Source organism: Acinetobacter harbinensis (assembly GCF_000816495.1).
GTDB lineage: Bacteria > Pseudomonadota > Gammaproteobacteria > Pseudomonadales > Moraxellaceae > Acinetobacter > Acinetobacter harbinensis.
In genome coordinates this window covers 148,109-165,856 of record NZ_JXBK01000001.1, presented here as the reverse complement: position 1 = coordinate 165,856, position 17,748 = coordinate 148,109, and the positions used below count along the sequence as shown (strand labels likewise).

The following is a 17,748-nucleotide window of genomic DNA, read 5'->3' as shown; positions in this document are numbered from 1 at the left end:
CTTTATTCCATATATTTGCTGTCAATTGATATAACCTATTTGTGCTGTAATGAAATCCCAATTTAAAGCGTTATTTAGTGCTGCCTTACTGGCCAGTGGTTTGGCTTTGACTGCCACCACCGCAATTGCGGCAGATCGTGATTTTTTAAATATCTCTTATGATGCAACACGTGAATTTTATGATGAATTTAATCACTCTTTTGGCAGCTATTGGAAGCAGCGTACGGGTCATACGGTAAATTTTAAACAGTCACACGGCGGTTCAGGCAAACAAGCACGTTCAGTGGTGGATGGCTTAAAAGGTGATGTGGTGACCTTGGCTTTGGCCAATGACATTGAAGAAATTGTAAAATCGGGTCAAATCAACGCAGGCTGGCAAAAAGAATTTCCAAATAACTCCGCCCCTTATACTTCGACCATTGTTTTTATGGTGCGTAAAGGTAATCCGAAGCAGATTAAAGATTGGTCTGATTTAATTAAACCGGGTGTACAAATTATTACCCCGAATCCAAAAACCGGCGGTTTACCGCGTTGGGTCTATTTATCGGCTTGGGGCTATGCACTGCAACAGCCCAACGGCAGTGAGGCCAAAGCTAAAGATTTCGTCGGTAAAATGTACCGTAACGTAAAAGTAATGGACTCCGCTGCACGAGCCTCTATGACCACATTTGCAGAGCGTGGCATGGGCGATGTGTTGCTGACATGGGAAAATGAAGCATTGGTCACGCAAAAAACGTTGGGTAAAAATAAGTTTGATATTGTCTATCCCTCTGTTTCAATTCTAACCGAACCTTCGGTGGCGATTGTGGATAAAACAGTTGAGAAAAATGGCAATAAGTGGCTGGCAAAAGGCTATATCAATTATCTATATTCACCGCTAGGTCAAGAGATGGCGGCCAAGCATTTCTATCGTCCGCGTAATGCACAAGTGTTGGCAAAATATTCTGCACAATTTCCGCAGATTAAAACATTCACCATTGATGATGTCTTTGGGGGCTGGGCGCAAGCACAAAAGACCCATTTTGTGAATGGTGCCATCTTCGATCAGATTTATGGTGCACGTAAATAACTGATGCATAACTGATTAAAAGGCCTTCTACCCAGAAGGCTTTTTGCTTTTTAGCTTGGCCGAAAGGCCCTTTCTAGGCAGAAAGTAATATTTTCCTACAAAAAGTCGTTTGGAGCTTTGTTAAAACAAGGTAATAATGTGCAGTTAAATTTTTCATAGTCTTGATTGAACCCTTATGTCGCATATTTCTGTATTACTTCACGAAACTGTTGATGCCTTATTGGCAGATCGAAATACAGGAATTTATATCGATGCAACCTTTGGGCGTGGCGGACATACGCGTTTATTGCTGTCTAAATTAGATGAACATGCACAAGTGTATGGCTTTGATAAAGATCCGCAAGCCTTAGAAACCGCCGCACAATTAGAACAAGAAGACTCGCGCTTTAAAATCATTCATGCCAGTTTTGCCGATTTAAAACAAGAACTTGAAGAACGCGGCATTGGTTTGGTCGATGGCGTGATGGCCGATTTAGGCGTCTCATCACCACAGTTAGATCAGGCAGAACGTGGCTTTAGTTTCATGAAAGATGGTCCACTCGATATGCGTATGGACAATTCAAAAGGTCCAACCGCGGCCGAATGGCTCATGCATATCGAAGAAGAGGCTTTGGCCAATGTGATTTTTCAATATGGTGAAGAGCGTTATAGTCGCCGTATTGCCAAAGCCATTAAAGCGGCCGGTTATATTGACACCACGGCGAAATTGGCAGAAATTGTGAAAGTTGCCCATCCAAAATGGGAAAAACATAAACATGCGGCTACGCGAACTTTTCAAGCCATTCGTATTGCCATTAATAAAGAATTAGAAGATATTGAAGTGTTTCTACCGCAAGCCTTAGAGGTGTTAAAAACCGATGGTCGTTTAGCGGTGATTAGCTTTCATTCTTTGGAAGACCGCTTAATTAAGCAGTTTATTCAAAAAGAAGCAAATTTGGCAGAAGACACCAGTTGGGGCATGCCACAAGAACGGGAAGATACCCGTCGTTTAAAGAAAATTTCCCGAGTACGCGCCAGTGATGAGGAAGTCAAAGCCAACCCTCGTTCACGTAGTGCATGGCTTCGAGTTGCAGAGCGTTTAGCTTTAAAAGGCAAGTAATGAAAACTGACGTAATTGAAAAGAAAGCACAAAAGGTGGCATTAAAAAAACCAATCAGCTATGCCATTTTGCTGTTGTTGGTTTTTAGCAGTGCCATTATGGTGGTGTTTCAAGTGTTTGAATACCGTCATGATTATCGTGAATTAAGTGCTTTTACCCGCGATAGAGATGACCTCAATGCAGAATGGGGTCGTTTGCTGATTGAGCAACAAACCTTTGGTGCAACGGCGCAAATTGGCACACGCGCCGTGACCCAATTACGCATGTATTCACCTCCAGCGGCACAAACGGTGGTTATTTCTTTACCCATGACTTCAGAAGATCAAAAATAAGGCTGGCTGTACTATGGTGGACAAGAGAAATAAGCAACTGCGTAACAAACAGCCGTCGATTAGCGAAAAAAGCACGCTGAGTGTAGATATGTGGCGCTTTTATTTAATGTGGGTCGTGGTTTTATTGTGCTTTGTGGCACTGGTCGGTCGGGCGTTTTATGTGCAAATTGTCAATAAAGACTTTTTGCAAAATAAAGCCAATGCCAATATTTTAAGAACAGAAAAAGTCAAAGCCATGCGCGGTGTGATTTATGATCGTCATGGCGTACCGTTGGCCATCAGTACACCAGTGATGAAAGTGGTGATTGATCCGCGTGACTATTTTGAAGCCAAAGCACAATTTGAAGAGATCACGGCAGAACTGGCCAAAGATCCGACCAATCGTAAACTGAAGCGTCAATTACCGGATAAGAACTTAAATTTAGATGAGCTGGCCGATGCCGTGGGCATGGATCGCGCTGAACTCAAGAAAAAAATGCATGATCGTCCCCGTTCACGCTATTTGGTCTTACAAAAAGAAATTCCGCCGCAGCAAGGTCAACTGATTGCCAAACGCGAATTTCAGGGTGTGTATACTGAAAAAAACTATAAACGCTACTATCCACAGCCACAACCGAATGCACAAATTATTGGTTTGACCAACAGTGAAGGTACCGGAATTGAAGGCTTAGAGATGCAGTTAAATAGCGTCTTGGCTGGTCATGATGGCGAGCAGCAAGTGGTACGCGATAAAAAAGGCAATCGTTTTAAAGATGCCGAAGTAATTAAAGAAGTCGAAGCCGGCGAGAACATCACCTTAAGTATTGATTCACGTCTGCAATATATTATGTACCGTGAACTGACTGCGGCAGGAGTGGCCAATAATGCCCGCTCTGCCACTGCGATTGCCGTGGATGTTAAAACCGGTGAAATTCTGGCCATGAGCAGTTGGCCGTCTTATAACCCAAATGACAAGAAAAGTTTATCCAATAAAGATGCCATGCGTAACCGCGGTGCAGTGGACTCCTTTGAACCGGGTTCAACCATGAAACCGCTTACCATTGCGATGGCTTTGGAAAGTGGCAAATACATGCCCAATAGTGTGGTCAATACCACGCCGGGCTCGATGCGTGTCGGTAATCATACCATTCGGGATACGCACAATTATGGCCCTCTCACCTTGGGCGGGATTATCCAAAAATCCTCCAACGTTGGGGTGGCTAAAATTGCGTTGTCTCTACCTTATGCAACGCTACCCACTTTTTATAAGCGCGTGGGTTTTGGCCAGCGTTCAGCGGTGAAATTTCCCGGTGAAAGTGGCGGTTTGATTTTACCGCCAAGCAAATGGAATGTCTCGGAAGTGGCGACCATGGCCTATGGTTATGGCTTAAATGCCACAGTATTACAGATTGCTGATGCCTATGCGATGCTGGCCAATAAAGGCGTGAAAATGCCGCTGAGTCTGTATAAGCTGGATCAACCGCCCAAAGGCGAACAAATAATTGACCCTAAAATTGCCGACCAAGTGTTGATGATGATGGAAGGTGCCACTTTACCGGGCGGTACCGCCACGCGTGCCACCATTCCGGGTTATCGTATTGGTGGTAAAACGGGGACAGCACATAAGTTACGTGCCGATCGCAAAGGTTATTCCACCAGTGAATATCGGGCTTTATTTGCTGGGGTCGCACCGGTCAGTGATCCACGTCTGGCCATGATTGTGGTGGTTGAAAATCCAAAAGGCAGTTACTACGGCGGTACCGTGTCGGCACCGGTTTTTTCCCGCGTGATGCAAGAGTCCTTACGTTTAATGAACGTGCCCTTAGATAAGCCCTTAGATACTCCTAACATCCAGTAATAGGTGATGCATGTCCATTACATTTCAAGATCTTTGTCCCATAGATCAGACTGCGGCTTGGATGGATCAGCCGTTTAATGGCTTTAGTCTAGACAGCCGTAAGATTGCATCCGGACAGATTTTTATTGCTTTGCATAGCTTTTCTCAGCCTGAAAAAATGTTGCAATTTGCACAATCTGCTTTGGCGCGTGGCGCACTGGCAGTGATCAGTGAAGTGGATTTAGCCCTACAGAACAGTATTGTCATGCCCGATGTCCGTCAGTTGATGGGGCAGTGGCAAAAACGATATTTGCAGGCGATAGATCCAGTTCATGCAGCACGAATTTTAGCCGTGACCGGAACCAATGGTAAAACCACCATTTCACGTTTAGTGGCTGAATTGTTGCTGTTACAACATCAAAAATGTGCGGTGATGGGCACCACCGGCAATGGTATTTTACCCAATTTAGAAGCCTCTTCGCATACCACGTTGGATGCGCTACATCTGCAAACTGCTTTGCATGAGTATGCCCAGCAGGCTGCGGGATTTGCCGCTATTGAAGCCAGTTCGCACGGTTTAGAGCAAGGACGTTTAAAGGGCTGTGAAATTGAAATTGCCGCGTACAGCAACTTAAGCCGTGACCATTTGGATTATCATGGAACGCTTAGAGCCTATGCTGAAGCCAAATCTGAATTATTTAAATTTCCGACCTTAAAAGTGGCAATTATTAATATAGATGATGCCCATGCTGATTTGATGATCGCCGCGGCCAAAGCCAATCCGGCACAACCGAAAATCTTCAGCTATTCCACCATACAGACTGCGGATTATCAGGTGAGCGATATTCAGTATAGCTTGGCCGGTGCGCACTTTAACTTAAGCACAGCATCTGGTGAGTGGCGTGTACAGAGTCCATTGTTGGGACATTTTAATATTGAAAATTTACTCGCCAGTTTAATCAGTGTTGAACAGGCGGGTTTTGACTTAGCGGCATTAATTTCTACTGTGCCACAATTACAAGGTGCGCCGGGTCGCATGCAAGTGATTCGAGATGCTGAACGCTTATTTGTGGTCGATTATGCCCATACCCCCGATGCCTTAACTCAAGTACTCAAAACCTTGAAACGTCATGTGTCCCATCAATTGTGGGCGGTGTTTGGCTGTGGCGGTGATCGCGATCGTGGTAAACGTCCTTTAATGACTAAAACAGCATTACAAGGTGCAGATGTGGCTGTACTGACCTCCGATAATCCGCGCACCGAAGATCCTGCACAGATTTTTGCCGACATGAAAGCCGATATTAATTTCTCTGGTCATAGCGTGCATGAAATTCATGATCGCCGTGAAGCGATTAAGTTTGTGGTACAGCAGGCACAGGCTGGTGATATTGTGGTGATTGCCGGTAAAGGTCATGAAAACTATCAAGAAATTGATGGCGTCCGCCATTGGTTTGACGATGTGGTGGAAGTGCAATCGGCCATTAACGCTCAGCATCACAGCACAGATTCTGCATATCCCGCGCAATAGGAAACAGCCATGCATACTTCAACCACCAGTACCGCAGCTTTAGTGCCGTGGACAGCAGAACAATTACAACAAGCCACCCAAGGGCATTGGTATCAGGGCAAAGCGCCAATAGCGGCAATTAAACGTATTTTAACCGATTCACGCCATGCCGAAAAAGGCGATGCCTTTTTGGCGTTACACGGCGAGCGTTTTGATGCGCATGATTTTGTAGCACAGGTGGCAGCGCAGGGGTGTGAGGTGGCGATTGTCAGTCATCCTGTAGATGTCGATATATGTCAACTGGTGGTGGCCGATACCCGTCTGGCACTCGGCCATTTGGGTGCTTATCGCCGTGCACAGAATACGCAGTTAAAAGTCATTGCTTTAACCGGTAGTAGTGGGAAAACCACCACCAAAGAAATGCTCGGCAGTATTTTGTCGCGCTTGGCACCCACGTTAATTACCCGTGGCAATCTGAACAATGATTTGGGCGTGCCGATGATGTTGCTGGAGCTGCGTGCTGAGCATCAATACGCGGTGATGGAACTTGGTGCCAGTCATCAAGGTGAAATTGACTACACCTCGAATTTAGTACAACCGCATGTGGCTGGGATTATCAATATTGGTACCGCACATTTGGGGGAATTTGGTGGTCGTGAGGGAATTTGCCGTGCTAAATCTGAAATTTATGCGCATATTACCCCTTCAGGTACATCAATTATTCCAGCAGCAGATGATTTTGCAGAGCGTATTGCGCAAGCGGTGCAGAGCAAACAGGTCTTAAGTTTTGGTGAAAATGGTGATGTCTTTGCCAGCGCAATTGAGTTGCAGCCACAAGCCTCGAAATTTAGTTTAAATACACCGCAGGGCATTCGCACGGTCAATCTGCCTTTTGCCGGTGAACATAATGTGCAAAATGCCACTGCTGCGGCTGCCTTTGCTTTAGCGCTCGGTATAACCTTGGAGGATATTGTGCAAGGTTTAGCGCAAGCCCAAGGGGCTAAAGGTCGTTTGAACTTTATCCAGCAAGATAAACACCTATTCATTGATGATACCTACAACGCCAATCCGACCTCAATGCGTGCAGCAGCTGAAGTGCTGGCGCAGCAACAGGGCATTAAAGTCTTGGTGATGGGCGATATTGGCGAGTTGGGTACATCTGCGGCACAGCAGCATTATATGCTCGGGCGCGATCTGGTGGCGCAAGACATTAACTTTGTGGTGGCGGTGGGTGAGTTTGCACCGGCTGCGCAAGAAGGTGCGCGCAGTACCCAATATGGCAAAAAAATGCAGGCTTTTCTGAATCAGCAGCAAGCCTTACCTTTTTTAATTGATTTAATCGCAACACATCAACCGCAATCCATGAGCTTCCTGTTTAAAGGTTCGCGCTATACCCATATGGAAACATTGATGGCTGATTTGATGGAGACACTTTAATGCTGTTATGGCTCTTTGAACAACTGGCAGGCTATAACAGCTCGTTTCAGGTGGTTCGTTATTTAACGTTACGTGCGCTATTGAGTGTTTTAACCGCACTGACCATTGGGCTGGTACTTGGGCCCGTGATGATTCGAAAACTGCAAGCGCTGAAATATGGTCAAGCGGTGAGTTCTTTTGCACCCGAAGGACATGCCAAAAAGATGGGCACACCGACCATGGGCGGCGTGCTGATTCTATTGTCGATTGGGATTTCCACCTTGCTTTGGGCGGACTTATCCAACCCTTATGTCTGGATTGTGCTGGCGGTGATGGTGATCTTTGGTGCAGTGGGTTGGGCCGATGACTGGATTAAAGTGCGCTATAAAGACAATGCCGGCTTACCGGCCAAGAAGAAATTCTTTTGGACCTCGGTTGGCTCTTTGGGCGCCGGTATTGCGCTGTATATAATTGCCAAACAACAGGCCGATCCGATCCATACCGCCAATATGCTGGATTTGCTGATCCCATTTTTTAAAAATATCAGTATCCCTTTTTCAGCCATTCCACTGGGAATTGGTTTTATTCTGTTCACGTATCTGGTGATTAATGGCGCATCCAATGCGGTGAATTTAACCGATGGTTTGGATGGTTTGGCCATTATGCCGATCGTGTTGGTGGCAGCCGGTTTGGGTGTGTTTGCCTATTTAGCCGGTGATCTTCGTTTTGCCAATTACTTGCATCTGCCTTATGTGAAATATTCATCAGAATTGGTGGTGATCTGTGCGGCGATGATCGGCGCAGGCTTGGCCTTTTTATGGTACAACGCCCATCCTGCACAAGTGTTTATGGGTGATGTTGGTGCGTTATCCTTGGGTGCAATGCTCGGAACCATTGCCGTGATGGTGCGCCAAGAAATTGTATTTGCCATTATGGGCGGTGTCTTTGTGGTCGAGGCGATTTCAGTCTTTTTACAAATCGGTTCACTGCGTATGCGCAATAAACGGGTCTTTTTAATGGCGCCTTTGCATCATCATTATGAGAAAAAGGGCTGGCGTGAAACCCAAGTGGTGATTCGTTTTTGGATTATTACAATTATGCTGGTGGTTTTGGGGCTAATGACCTTAAAATTGCGTTAAGCCTATCTATTGCAAAAGTCGGCATTGGCCGGCTTTTTTTATGTCCGAGAGAAAATGATGAATTTGTTGATGTGTCCTGTCTGCCGTCAGACCTTATCTTTAACAGATCAAACATGGCGCTGTCTGAATCATCATAGTTATGATGTGGCCAAACAAGGCTACGTTAACTTGCATGTGGTACAGCATAAACACAGTAAAAATCCGGGCGATACCGCGGAATCTGTGCAAGCGCGTCGTGCATTTTTAAGCGCGGGCTTTTATGCACCGCTACAACAGGCTGTGGTTGAAAAAATTCGTGCCTTAAAAATTGAAACGCTACTGGATATTGGCTGTGGAGAAGGTTATTACACTGCGGCCATGCAGGCGGAAGTGCAGCAATGCGTGGGGGTGGATATTGCCAAAAATGCCGTTCAAGTGGCGGCTAAATTAAATAAAAATGTGGTTTGGGTGGTGGGTACGGGCGCAACTTTACCGGTTTTAGATGGCTGTATCGATCTGTGTAGTAGTCTATTTAGCCCAATTCCTGAGCAAGAAATATTACGTGTGCTTAAACCGCATGGCTATTTACTGGTGGTGACACCGGCCAATGGACATTTATATGCCCTACGTGAAGCCTTATTTGAAGAGGTCAATCCGCATCAGCCACAAAAATTTGTTGAGCAACTGCAAGGCAACTTTGATCTAGTAGAGCAGTGGATTGTGGATGCGCCTTTAACGCTGTCACAGACAGCTTTAAAGCATCTAATTGCCATGACCCCTTATGCTTACAAGGCCAAGCCTGAACGTCGTCAGGCGTTAGAGCAAAATGAGCACTTATCATTAAACGCCCAGTTTCAGCTCTATTTGTTTAAAAAGAAATAAGCCTCGCCACGGCCTTGAGGAATGCCCCATTGGACAAAGCCTCAAGACCGGCAGAGCTTATTTTACTGGATTTGCTCAATCAGATTTTCCAAAGCATCTGGCTTTTTAGCCGGTGCTTTTTTCATACTGGGTGGCGCAGCTTCAGTGGGCAGCAGTATTTCTTCTCCCGGGAGATCATCAAAGTCACGCTCTGCTGGTCGCGTCACGACAACAGGGGCGGGGCGGAACAATGGACGCGCCAAGGGTGGCGAAGAGCGATCTTCTCGGACCACTTCATCATTGGCAATCGGCTGCGTACGATCGGTTGGTGCACGTGCATTTTTATCGAAATTCACCCATGCCGCGGGCGTACCTTTTAAGGCATTGCCCATAAAGTTGGTCCAAATTGGTAAGGCCGCGACGCCACCATATTCGCGGCGACCCAGCGTGGTGGGTTGGTCAAAACCAACCGATGCCACAGTCACCAATTTGCCATTAAAGCCGGCAAACCAAGCATCTTTGGCATCATTGGTGGTACCGGTTTTGCCGCCGATATCGCCACGACCAATTTTAAGTGCTGCACGTCCGGTACCATGCTGAATCACATCACGCAGAATATTGGCCATATCATAGGCTGAACTTGATTTTAAAATACGTTGTGCTTGGCGATACTGGCTTTTTGATTCATCCAGTTGTAAGCGGTCCAACTCTTTTTCTTCAGCCAAGGTTTGATTGGTGACGTCAATCACTTCATCATCTGGGGTTGTCGCTTCAGCAGATTCTGTTTCTTCTTTTTGATTAATACAGGCAATGCAGGCATATTCCGGATTACTTTGATAAATCACCTTGCCATAGGCATCTTCAATACGATCAATAAAATGCGGTTGAATTCGGTAACCGCCATTGGCAAAAGTGGCATAACCGGTGGCCATTTGAATCGGCAATACCTGTGGTGTACCCAGTGCAATGGTGTAGTTCCGCGGAATTTGATCTTCTTGTAAACCAAAATCCATAAACAATTGTCGTGTGCGCTCAATGCCGACGGTTTGTAATAAACGTACCGATACCGTATTACGCGATAGATATAAGGCGCGGCGTAAGGGGATCATGCCCAAATAGCGCCCATCAGAGTTTCTCGGTGACCATTTACCAATTGTAATCGGACTGTCATTGACCATGCTATATGGGGTCATGCCGCGTTCAAGCGCCAACGCATAGACAAAGGGCTTGATGGTTGAACCGGGTTGACGCCAGCCTTGTAGTGAGCGATTAAATTTAGATTGATAAAAATTATAACCACCGACAATGGCTTCAATAGCACCATTATTGGGCTGAATGGCAATCAACTGACCTTGTACTTTGGGTACTTGAATCAATGCCCATGAGTCTTTGGCTTCATTGGGACGCAAGCGAATAATATCTTTGACTTTCACAATCTGAGAGGCGCGACTCGGTGCAGCACCAACGCTATTGGCATTTCGATAAGGCGCAGCCCATGACATACTTGACCAAGGCACAGTGACCGTTGAGCCATCTTGCATCAAGGCGTCAAAAGAGGTGTTGTTCACCTTAAGCACCTGAGCAGGATAGGTGTTGGCATAGGCGCTAAATTCGGTTAATGGTTTATCATGCGCTTCGGCACCTCGCCATCCATGACGACGGTCATACGCTTCTAAGCCTTCTTGCACGGCTTGTTCTGCATAGGCTTGGCGTTGGCTATTGATGGTGGTATAGACTTTATAACCGGAATCTACCGCTTGATCACCAAACTTTTCCACCAATTCTGCACGGACCATTTCGCCAACATATGGAAATTTATTGCTAATCCCACGATCGGGCATATCCAGATTAATCGGTTCAGCAATGGCTGTTTGATATTGGCTTTGGTTGATATAACCCAATTGCAACATACGCCCTAAAATCCAGTTGCGACGCTCTAAAGCACGACTCGGATTGGCCACAGGATTGTATTTAGATGGTGCTTTGGGTAGACCGGAAATCATTGCCATTTGTGCAATGCTCAGCTGATCTAAACTCTTGTTATAATAAATTTTTGCTGCCGCAGCGATACCGTAGGCATTTTTGCCTAAAAAGATCTTATTCACGTACAGCGTTAAAATTTCTTCTTTGGTTAAGTTTTGCTCGATTTTGCGGGCTAGAAAAATTTCAGTCAGCTTGCGTTTAAGCGTGCGCTCTGGGCTTAAATAATAGTTTTTTGCCACCTGCATGGTGATGGTTGAACCACCGGTTTGCACATCCGATCCAGTAATGGTTTCACTGACGGCTCGGCCTAAACTTTTAAAGCTAATGCCACTATGCTCAAAAAAAGCGGAATCCTCTGCCGCTAAAAAGGCAGAAATGAACGCGGGAGGGATCTGGGCATACTGCACCGGAACGGATAATTTTCCACCATACTCTGCAATCAGCTCATTATCCGTGCTATAGACCTGTAAAGGTTTAAGCAATGGCGCCTTTTTCAAAGTGGTCATTTTAGGTAAAGATGGGGCAATATAGAGATACATGCCATAGAATCCCATCGGAATTGCGACTAAGGCAATAATTACGATCAAAAAAAATGGATGAACACGGCCCGAACAAGATAGCTTTTTCATAACAAGTAAGTTTTAATATGGGCTGATGGCAAACTAATTGACGATCAGTATAGCGTTTACAAATACAGATTGTTAGATGCGTTAATGTATCTGTAGAAAATTATAGATCGGCAACCGTTAGTGGGTTATTTTTATTGGGGATAAAAAAATAATAGGAATTATATTGTGGTCAGGTTATATCGTAAGCCAAATAAAGGGTTAATTGGAGTAGATATTAGTTCTACTTCTGTTAAATTACTAGAGCTTTCTGTTAAAAGTGGGGGTAGATATTGGGTTGAAAGCTATGCCCTAGTGCCATTAGCTGAAGGTAGCGTGGTTGAAAAAAATATCTTAAATCCAGAGGCTGTGGGTGACGCACTTGAGCGCGCCTTCAATCTTGCCAATAGCCAATCCAAAGCGGCAGCGTTTGCCATTCCTACATCTATGGTGATTACAAAAACCATCGAGATGGATGCTGATATGTCGGATGATGAACGAGAAGTTCAAATCCGTATGGATGCAGAGCAATATATTCCTTTTCCTTTAGATGAAGCCAGTCTTGATTTTGAGGTTTTACCCGATCGTTTGGCCAATCCAAATCGCGTGAATGTCTTGCTTGTTGCCACGCGTCTTGAAAATGTAGAAGCGCGTGCAGAAGTTCTTGAACTTGCAGGTTTAACAGCAAAAATTGCCGATGTTGAAAGTTTCTCCATAGAAAATGCGTATCAAGTTTTTGCAGATACTTTACCGATGGGCGTAAATACCGTCGGAATTTTAGATATTGGTCATACTATGACCACCTTGTCGGTGATGCAAAAAAATAAAGTTATTTATACGCGCGAACAAGTTTTTGGCGGTAAGCAGCTGACCCAAGAGATTCAGAATCGTTATGGTTTGTCTTTTGAAGAAGCTGGCCGTGCCAAGAAAAGTCGTTCACTGCCTGACGATTATGATGTTGAGGTGTTAGGACCGTATTTAGAGGCAGTGGTTCAACAAGCCGCTCGATCATTACAGTTCTTCTTTTCATCTTCACAGTTCAATGAAATCGATCATATTTTATTGGCCGGTGGTAATGCCAATATTCCTGGTCTTGCGAAACTCTTGCAGCAAAAATTAGGGTATCGCGTGACGGTTGCCAACCCATTTTTACAGATGGGCTTTTCTCCACAAATTGATATTAAAAAGATTGAGAACGATGCTTCATCACTGATGGTGGCATGTGGTTTGGCAATGAGGAGTTTTGATTAATGGCAAGAATTAACCTACTCCCTTGGCGCGATGAGCTTAGAGAGAAACGAAAAAAAGAATTTATTGCGGTGTGTATTGCTGCTGCCTTAATTGGGGTTATGGCTGTGGCATTGGCTTGGTTTTACTATGCTCATAAACTTGAAGATCAAGAGCAAGCCAATCAGTTAATTACCAGTACCAATCAAAACTTAGATGTGCAATTGAAATCTTTAGAAGGCTTGGAAAATCAGCGTAATGCCATTATTGAGCGCATGAAGTTGATTCAAGGCTTACAAGGACAAAGACCGATTGCCGTGCGTCTGATTGATGAAATGGCTCGGGTTACACCAAGCAGCTTATATATTACCAAATTCATCCGTGTGGGCGATAAATTTACCATTGAAGGTAAAGCTGAAAGTCCAAACACCGTGGCAGAATTTTTACGTAATTTAGAAGCGTCTGCATGGTACAGAAATGCGTTTATGAACTCTTTCTTAGCTGTTGAAGAGAAAAAAGACAAAACGCCAACGTCGGTTGTGCCGCGTGTTGAAGAAAGTTATGGCTCATTTGTGGTGACCGCTGATTTAGATCAAATCGCACAACCCAATGACAGCACTACACTTCAAAATCCAGCCACTTCAACAGCGGAGGCAGCACAATGAGTCTCGATGAATTTGATGAAGTAAATCCAAATGAAGCGGTAGTTGCCAAAAAGAAGATGACTTTGGATCGCTTCTTGCAGCAGTTCAATACTTTGGATATGAATAATTACGGCAGCTGGCCTTTATCGGTCAAGATTACCTGCTGGATTATGATTATGCTGATGATTGGGGCATTGGGCTATTTTCTGGTCATTCGTGGTCAGTTAGACAGTATTTCAAATGCACAAGCGCAAGAACAGAATTTACTCAATGAGTTTCGTGAAAAAGATTCGAAATTGCGTAATTTGCAACAACTACAAGCACAGTTACAAGAAATGGAAGCCAACTTTAATCAACAGTTGGAACAGTTGCCGAAAGAAACTGAAATTCCCGGTCTGGTCGAAGACATTAACGTCAGTGGCGTAAACTCGGGACTGAAGTTTAAAAACATTCGTTTAGAGAATGAAATTAGACAAGAATTCTTTATTGAGCAACCTATTTCCATTGAAGCCACCGGCGATTACCATGCTTTTGGTTCGTTTGTTAGCGGAATTGCGGCACTTCCTCGTATTGTTACCCTGCATGACTTTGAGATTACAGGTACGGAAAATACTGAGAAGAAAAGCGATATTCCACAAATTACCTATAATGTGAAAGCCAAAACCTATCGCTATATTGGTAATACAGACAATGAGCAAGCCACTGATGCAGCAACTGCGGCAAATACTGCAACAGCTGGAGGGGCAAAGTAATGAAAATAGAAAAAATTACCTTAAGCCTACTGTTGGGCATGCTGTTGGTGGGCTGTGATTCGCGTATTGACGCGGTGAACGAGCAAATGGCTGATATTCGCAATCAGCCACCTTTGCCGATTGAACCGGCACCAGTGTTCCTGCCTGTGCCGACATTTAACTATTCCGCTCATCAGCTGAAAAGTCCATTTTTACCAAGCTCTTTGGCAGCTGAGTTAAAAGTGATGGCCGGTAAGCGCGTCTATCCGAATTTATCACGTCAGCCACAACCGTTAGAAAGCTATGCGATTGAATCCTTAAATATGAAAGGAAGTCTGCGCAGTCAATCTGGCCGGATTACCGCTCTCATTCAAACGCCTGATGGTGAAATTGAACGCGTACAACGCGGCAGTTACTTGGGTGTGAATCATGGTCGTGTGGTGAATATTACACCAACACAAATTGATCTTTTGGAAATTATTCCAGATGGGCGAGAAGGCTACGTAGAGCGTCCAAGAAGTCTCATATTGCTTGGGCCTGCACCTTAAGTTTAAAGGAATAAAAATGAATAACAGTTTTAAAGATTTTATATTTGGGGATGGCAATACGATGAACCATTTGTTCCGTCAATTTTCTATGGGGGCAGTGGCTATTGCAGTGATGCAAGTGGCCAATGCACAAGTCAGTATCACCAATATTGTACCGATGCAAGTGGCCGGTCAGGGCACAGAAATTCGTGTCATGTTCAATGGTTTACCACCACAGCCACAGGCCTATCAATTAGAACAACCCTCACGTTTGATTCTTGATTTTGATAAAGCACAGCAAAATTTAAAACAAAGCAATATTGCCGTGGCCACCAAAGAAGCCGCTTCAGTGGAAGTCACTTCTGATGCGCAGCGTTCACGTTTAACCGTGAATTTAGCCGATGCAGGCGCTTTTACCACGCGTATTGAAGGCAATACTTTTATTTTAAAAATTAATTCTGCCACAGACAATGTGTCAGCTGTTAAGCCAGTCGCAGCGCAAAGAGCAAACCAAGGTATTTCGAATATCGCGTTCCAACGTGGCAATCAAGGCGAAGGCCAAATTGTGGTTGATCTATTGGGCAGCAATACCCCAATTGACGTTCAACAGCAAGGCAGCAAAGTGGTGATCCGCACTTTAGGTAATAAAGTGCCGACACATTTGGTCCGTCGTTTAAATGTCAATGATTTTGCCACGCCAGCCTCTGTGATCGATGCTAAAAATGAAAATGGCAATGGTGTGATTACCATTCAGACCTCGGGTAGCTATGAATATATGGCTTATCAGACGGACAATAAATTAACCATCAGTTTAAAACGTCCTGAAGATAAAAACCCGTTAAAACCGAAAGCGGCTAATCACTACACTGGTAAAAAGATTTCTTTAGATTTTCAAGATATTGAAGTGCGTCGTGTACTGCAATTATTGGCAGATTTCACTGAAATTAATATGGTCACAGCCGATAGCGTACAAGGTAATATTACGTTACGTTTAAAAGATGTGCCTTGGGATCAAGCTTTAGATATTATCTTAAAAACCAAGAATTTAGATAAGCGCCGCAATGGCAGTGTGATTTGGATTGCACCGGTTACGGAGTTGATTAAAGCTGAAGAAGAAGAAGCCAAAGCAATTGCACAGAGTGTGAAACTAGCACCTTTACAAACTGAATATATTCAGCTGAGTTATGCCAAAGCCACCGATATTGAAAAGCTGATTACCCAAGGCAAAAACTCATCCAACGGTTCAAATAGTAATTCAAGTGGTTCAGGCTCTGATCCTCTCGGTGACAGCGTTGGAAGTTTACTTAGTCCGCGCGGGACCATTTCAGTTGATCCGCGCACCAATACAGTTATTGTCAATGATACCTCGATCAAAATTGATCAGATTCGTAAGATGATTGATTTACTCGATGTTGCTGTTAAACAAGTGATGATTGAGGCGCGTATTGTTCGTGCTTCGACCGAGTTTAGTAAGCAAATGGGGGTGAAATGGGGCCTGTTATCGCAAGGGATCACTAAAAATAATAGTTTATTGGTTGGCGGCAGTGATACCACCTTATGGGACTTAAGAAAGCCTACCGATGATGGTAAATATACCATTCAACGTCCGGACAATCTCAATGTCGATTTAGGGGTCACTGCACAAGGCGCGAGTCGTATTGCTTTTGGTCTGATCAGTCTGTCTGACTTTATGCTTGATTTAGAACTCTCTGCACTGCAAGCCGATGGTTATGGTGAAGTGATTTCTACACCGAAGGTACTGACTGCGGATAAGCAACCGGCCAAAGTGGCTTCGGGTACGCAAATTCCGTATCAGTCCGCTGAAGGTGGTGGTGCCAATGCCGTTTCTACTACAGAGTTTGTTGATGCAACTTTAAGTCTAGAAGTCACGCCAAGTATTACCCCTGACGGCAAAATTCAGATGATGCTGCAAATCAAAAATGACTCTGTGGGTAATCCAACACCGACCGGTCAATTTACCATCAATAAAAACGAGATTAATACCAATGTCTTGGTCGACAATGGTGAAACAGTTGTTTTGGGCGGTATCTTCGAGCAAATGACCAATAATACGCAAACCAAAGTACCTTTCTTGGGTGATTTGCCATATGTTGGACGTTTATTCCGTAAAGATGTGAAGTTAGATAATAAAAGTGAGCTGTTGATTTTTGTTACACCACGAATTGTTAATGACAGCGTTTCAAGAAATCATTAATATATTTTGAATTTAGCAAAATAAATAGGTGACTCTTTGCCAAGCAATGAGTTTGAAACCCTACCAAATATCTATTTGGTAGGGCCCATGGGCGCTGGAAAGACCACAGTGGGTCGCCATTTGGCAGAAATGTTAGGGCGAGAGTTTCTTGATAGCGATCATGAAATTGAGCGAAAAACTGGAGCCACCATCCCGTGGATCTTTGAAAAAGAAGGTGAGCACGGATTTCGTGGCCGTGAGACCTTAGTGATTGATGAGTTGACCGCACGTTCTCAATTGGTTTTAGCCACAGGCGGCGGCGCAGTGACGCAACAGCCCAATCGTGAGTTTCTTAAAAAACGCGGCATTGTGGTTTATCTTTATACGCCAGTTGAAATCCAATTACAGCGTACTTATCGCGATAAAAATCGCCCTTTATTACAAGTTGAAAATCCTGAAAAAAAGCTGCGTGATTTATTGGCACTACGTGATCCTTTATATCGTGACGTTGCGCACTATATTATTGAAACCAATCAGGGTGCTGCACGTGATTTGGCACAAAAAATCTTCCATATGATTATTTCCCAACAAGCTAAACTCGTTTAATTGAAGGTTTTAA

15 protein-coding genes are annotated in these 17,748 nt (G+C 44.4%); 14 read left to right on the top strand and 1 reads right to left on the bottom strand.

Features of this window, described 5'->3' with window-relative positions; all coding sequences use genetic code 11:
• Positions 1 to 49 precede the first annotated feature (49 nt).
• The 8 genes from SE27_RS00865 (at position 50) to SE27_RS00830 (ending at position 9,239) form a co-directional block, all read left to right on the top strand.
• Complete coding sequence (locus SE27_RS00865) at positions 50 to 1,069, top strand: sulfate ABC transporter substrate-binding protein (protein WP_039620022.1); 1,020 nt, start codon at positions 50 to 52, stop codon at positions 1,067 to 1,069.
• A gap of 175 nt (positions 1,070 to 1,244) precedes the next feature.
• Complete coding sequence (rsmH, locus tag SE27_RS00860) at positions 1,245 to 2,168, top strand: 16S rRNA (cytosine(1402)-N(4))-methyltransferase RsmH (RefSeq protein ID WP_039620021.1); 924 nt, start codon at positions 1,245 to 1,247, stop codon at positions 2,166 to 2,168.
• Positions 2,168 to 2,500 carry a cell division protein FtsL gene (gene ftsL, locus SE27_RS00855; protein ID WP_039620018.1) on the top strand — a complete coding sequence of 111 codons (333 nt, stop codon included), beginning with the start codon at positions 2,168 to 2,170 and terminating at the stop codon, positions 2,498 to 2,500. The genes rsmH and ftsL overlap by 1 nt, the downstream gene beginning before the upstream one ends.
• A gap of 13 nt (positions 2,501 to 2,513) precedes the next feature.
• Positions 2,514 to 4,337, top strand: a complete 1,824-nt coding sequence (gene ftsI / locus SE27_RS00850) for a penicillin-binding protein PBP3 (protein ID WP_039620016.1) — start codon at positions 2,514 to 2,516, stop codon at positions 4,335 to 4,337.
• A gap of 10 nt (positions 4,338 to 4,347) precedes the next feature.
• Positions 4,348 to 5,844: a UDP-N-acetylmuramoyl-L-alanyl-D-glutamate--2,6-diaminopimelate ligase gene (locus tag SE27_RS00845; RefSeq protein WP_039620015.1), complete on the top strand. Its 1,497-nt coding sequence runs from the start codon at positions 4,348 to 4,350 to the stop codon at positions 5,842 to 5,844.
• Between the two features lie 9 nt (positions 5,845 to 5,853).
• Positions 5,854 to 7,260: a UDP-N-acetylmuramoyl-tripeptide--D-alanyl-D-alanine ligase gene (locus tag SE27_RS00840; RefSeq protein ID WP_039620012.1), complete on the top strand. Its 1,407-nt coding sequence runs from the start codon at positions 5,854 to 5,856 to the stop codon at positions 7,258 to 7,260.
• Complete coding sequence (gene mraY, locus SE27_RS00835; protein ID WP_039620010.1) at positions 7,260 to 8,378, top strand: phospho-N-acetylmuramoyl-pentapeptide-transferase; 1,119 nt, start codon at positions 7,260 to 7,262, stop codon at positions 8,376 to 8,378. The genes SE27_RS00840 and mraY overlap by 1 nt, the downstream gene beginning before the upstream one ends.
• A 57-nt stretch (positions 8,379 to 8,435) precedes the next feature.
• Complete coding sequence (locus SE27_RS00830; protein ID WP_039623713.1) at positions 8,436 to 9,239, top strand: putative RNA methyltransferase; 804 nt, start codon at positions 8,436 to 8,438, stop codon at positions 9,237 to 9,239.
• Positions 9,240 to 9,301: 62 nt separating this feature from the next.
• On the opposite strand, the gene ponA is transcribed toward SE27_RS00830, so the two are convergent.
• Positions 9,302 to 11,830, bottom strand: a complete 2,529-nt coding sequence (ponA, locus tag SE27_RS00825) for a penicillin-binding protein PBP1a (protein WP_039620008.1) — start codon at positions 11,828 to 11,830, stop codon at positions 9,302 to 9,304.
• A gap of 165 nt (positions 11,831 to 11,995) precedes the next feature.
• Here ponA and SE27_RS00820 point away from each other — a divergent pair, with 165 nt between their 5' ends.
• The 6 genes from SE27_RS00820 (at position 11,996) to aroK (ending at position 17,735) form a co-directional block, all read left to right on the top strand.
• Complete coding sequence (locus tag SE27_RS00820; RefSeq protein ID WP_039620006.1) at positions 11,996 to 13,057, top strand: pilus assembly protein PilM; 1,062 nt, start codon at positions 11,996 to 11,998, stop codon at positions 13,055 to 13,057.
• Positions 13,057 to 13,698, top strand: coding sequence for a PilN domain-containing protein (locus tag SE27_RS00815; RefSeq protein ID WP_039620005.1), 642 nt, complete (start codon positions 13,057 to 13,059; stop codon positions 13,696 to 13,698). Before SE27_RS00820 ends, SE27_RS00815 begins: the two co-directional genes overlap by 1 nt.
• Complete coding sequence (locus SE27_RS00810) at positions 13,695 to 14,429, top strand: type IV pilus inner membrane component PilO (protein ID WP_039620003.1); 735 nt, start codon at positions 13,695 to 13,697, stop codon at positions 14,427 to 14,429. The genes SE27_RS00815 and SE27_RS00810 overlap by 4 nt, the downstream gene beginning before the upstream one ends.
• Positions 14,429 to 14,956, top strand: a complete 528-nt coding sequence (locus tag SE27_RS00805; RefSeq protein ID WP_039620001.1) for a pilus assembly protein PilP — start codon at positions 14,429 to 14,431, stop codon at positions 14,954 to 14,956. Before SE27_RS00810 ends, SE27_RS00805 begins: the two co-directional genes overlap by 1 nt.
• Positions 14,957 to 15,017: 61 nt before the next feature.
• Positions 15,018 to 17,150, top strand: coding sequence for a type IV pilus secretin PilQ (pilQ, locus tag SE27_RS00800; protein ID WP_171160711.1), 2,133 nt, complete (start codon positions 15,018 to 15,020; stop codon positions 17,148 to 17,150).
• A 36-nt stretch (positions 17,151 to 17,186) separates the two neighbouring features.
• Positions 17,187 to 17,735, top strand: a complete 549-nt coding sequence (gene aroK / locus SE27_RS00795) for a shikimate kinase AroK (protein WP_039619997.1) — start codon at positions 17,187 to 17,189, stop codon at positions 17,733 to 17,735.
• Positions 17,736 to 17,748 lie beyond the last annotated feature (13 nt).

Coding starts and splice junctions, on each gene's coding strand:
- pilQ (WP_171160711.1), top strand. CDS start 15,018: ATGAACCATTTGTTCCGTCAATTTTCTATGGGGGCAGTGGCTATTGCA.
- SE27_RS00840 (WP_039620012.1), top strand. CDS start 5,854: ATGCATACTTCAACCACCAGTACCGCAGCTTTAGTGCCGTGGACAGCA.
- SE27_RS00830 (WP_039623713.1), top strand. CDS start 8,436: ATGAATTTGTTGATGTGTCCTGTCTGCCGTCAGACCTTATCTTTAACA.
- SE27_RS00865 (WP_039620022.1), top strand. CDS start 50: ATGAAATCCCAATTTAAAGCGTTATTTAGTGCTGCCTTACTGGCCAGT.
- SE27_RS00810 (WP_039620003.1), top strand. CDS start 13,695: ATGAGTCTCGATGAATTTGATGAAGTAAATCCAAATGAAGCGGTAGTT.
- SE27_RS00845 (WP_039620015.1), top strand. CDS start 4,348: ATGTCCATTACATTTCAAGATCTTTGTCCCATAGATCAGACTGCGGCT.
- mraY (WP_039620010.1), top strand. CDS start 7,260: ATGCTGTTATGGCTCTTTGAACAACTGGCAGGCTATAACAGCTCGTTT.
- SE27_RS00805 (WP_039620001.1), top strand. CDS start 14,429: ATGAAAATAGAAAAAATTACCTTAAGCCTACTGTTGGGCATGCTGTTG.
- rsmH (WP_039620021.1), top strand. CDS start 1,245: ATGTCGCATATTTCTGTATTACTTCACGAAACTGTTGATGCCTTATTG.
- ponA (WP_039620008.1), bottom strand. CDS start 11,830: ATGAAAAAGCTATCTTGTTCGGGCCGTGTTCATCCATTTTTTTTGATC.
- ftsL (WP_039620018.1), top strand. CDS start 2,168: ATGAAAACTGACGTAATTGAAAAGAAAGCACAAAAGGTGGCATTAAAA.
- ftsI (WP_039620016.1), top strand. CDS start 2,514: ATGGTGGACAAGAGAAATAAGCAACTGCGTAACAAACAGCCGTCGATT.
- SE27_RS00815 (WP_039620005.1), top strand. CDS start 13,057: ATGGCAAGAATTAACCTACTCCCTTGGCGCGATGAGCTTAGAGAGAAA.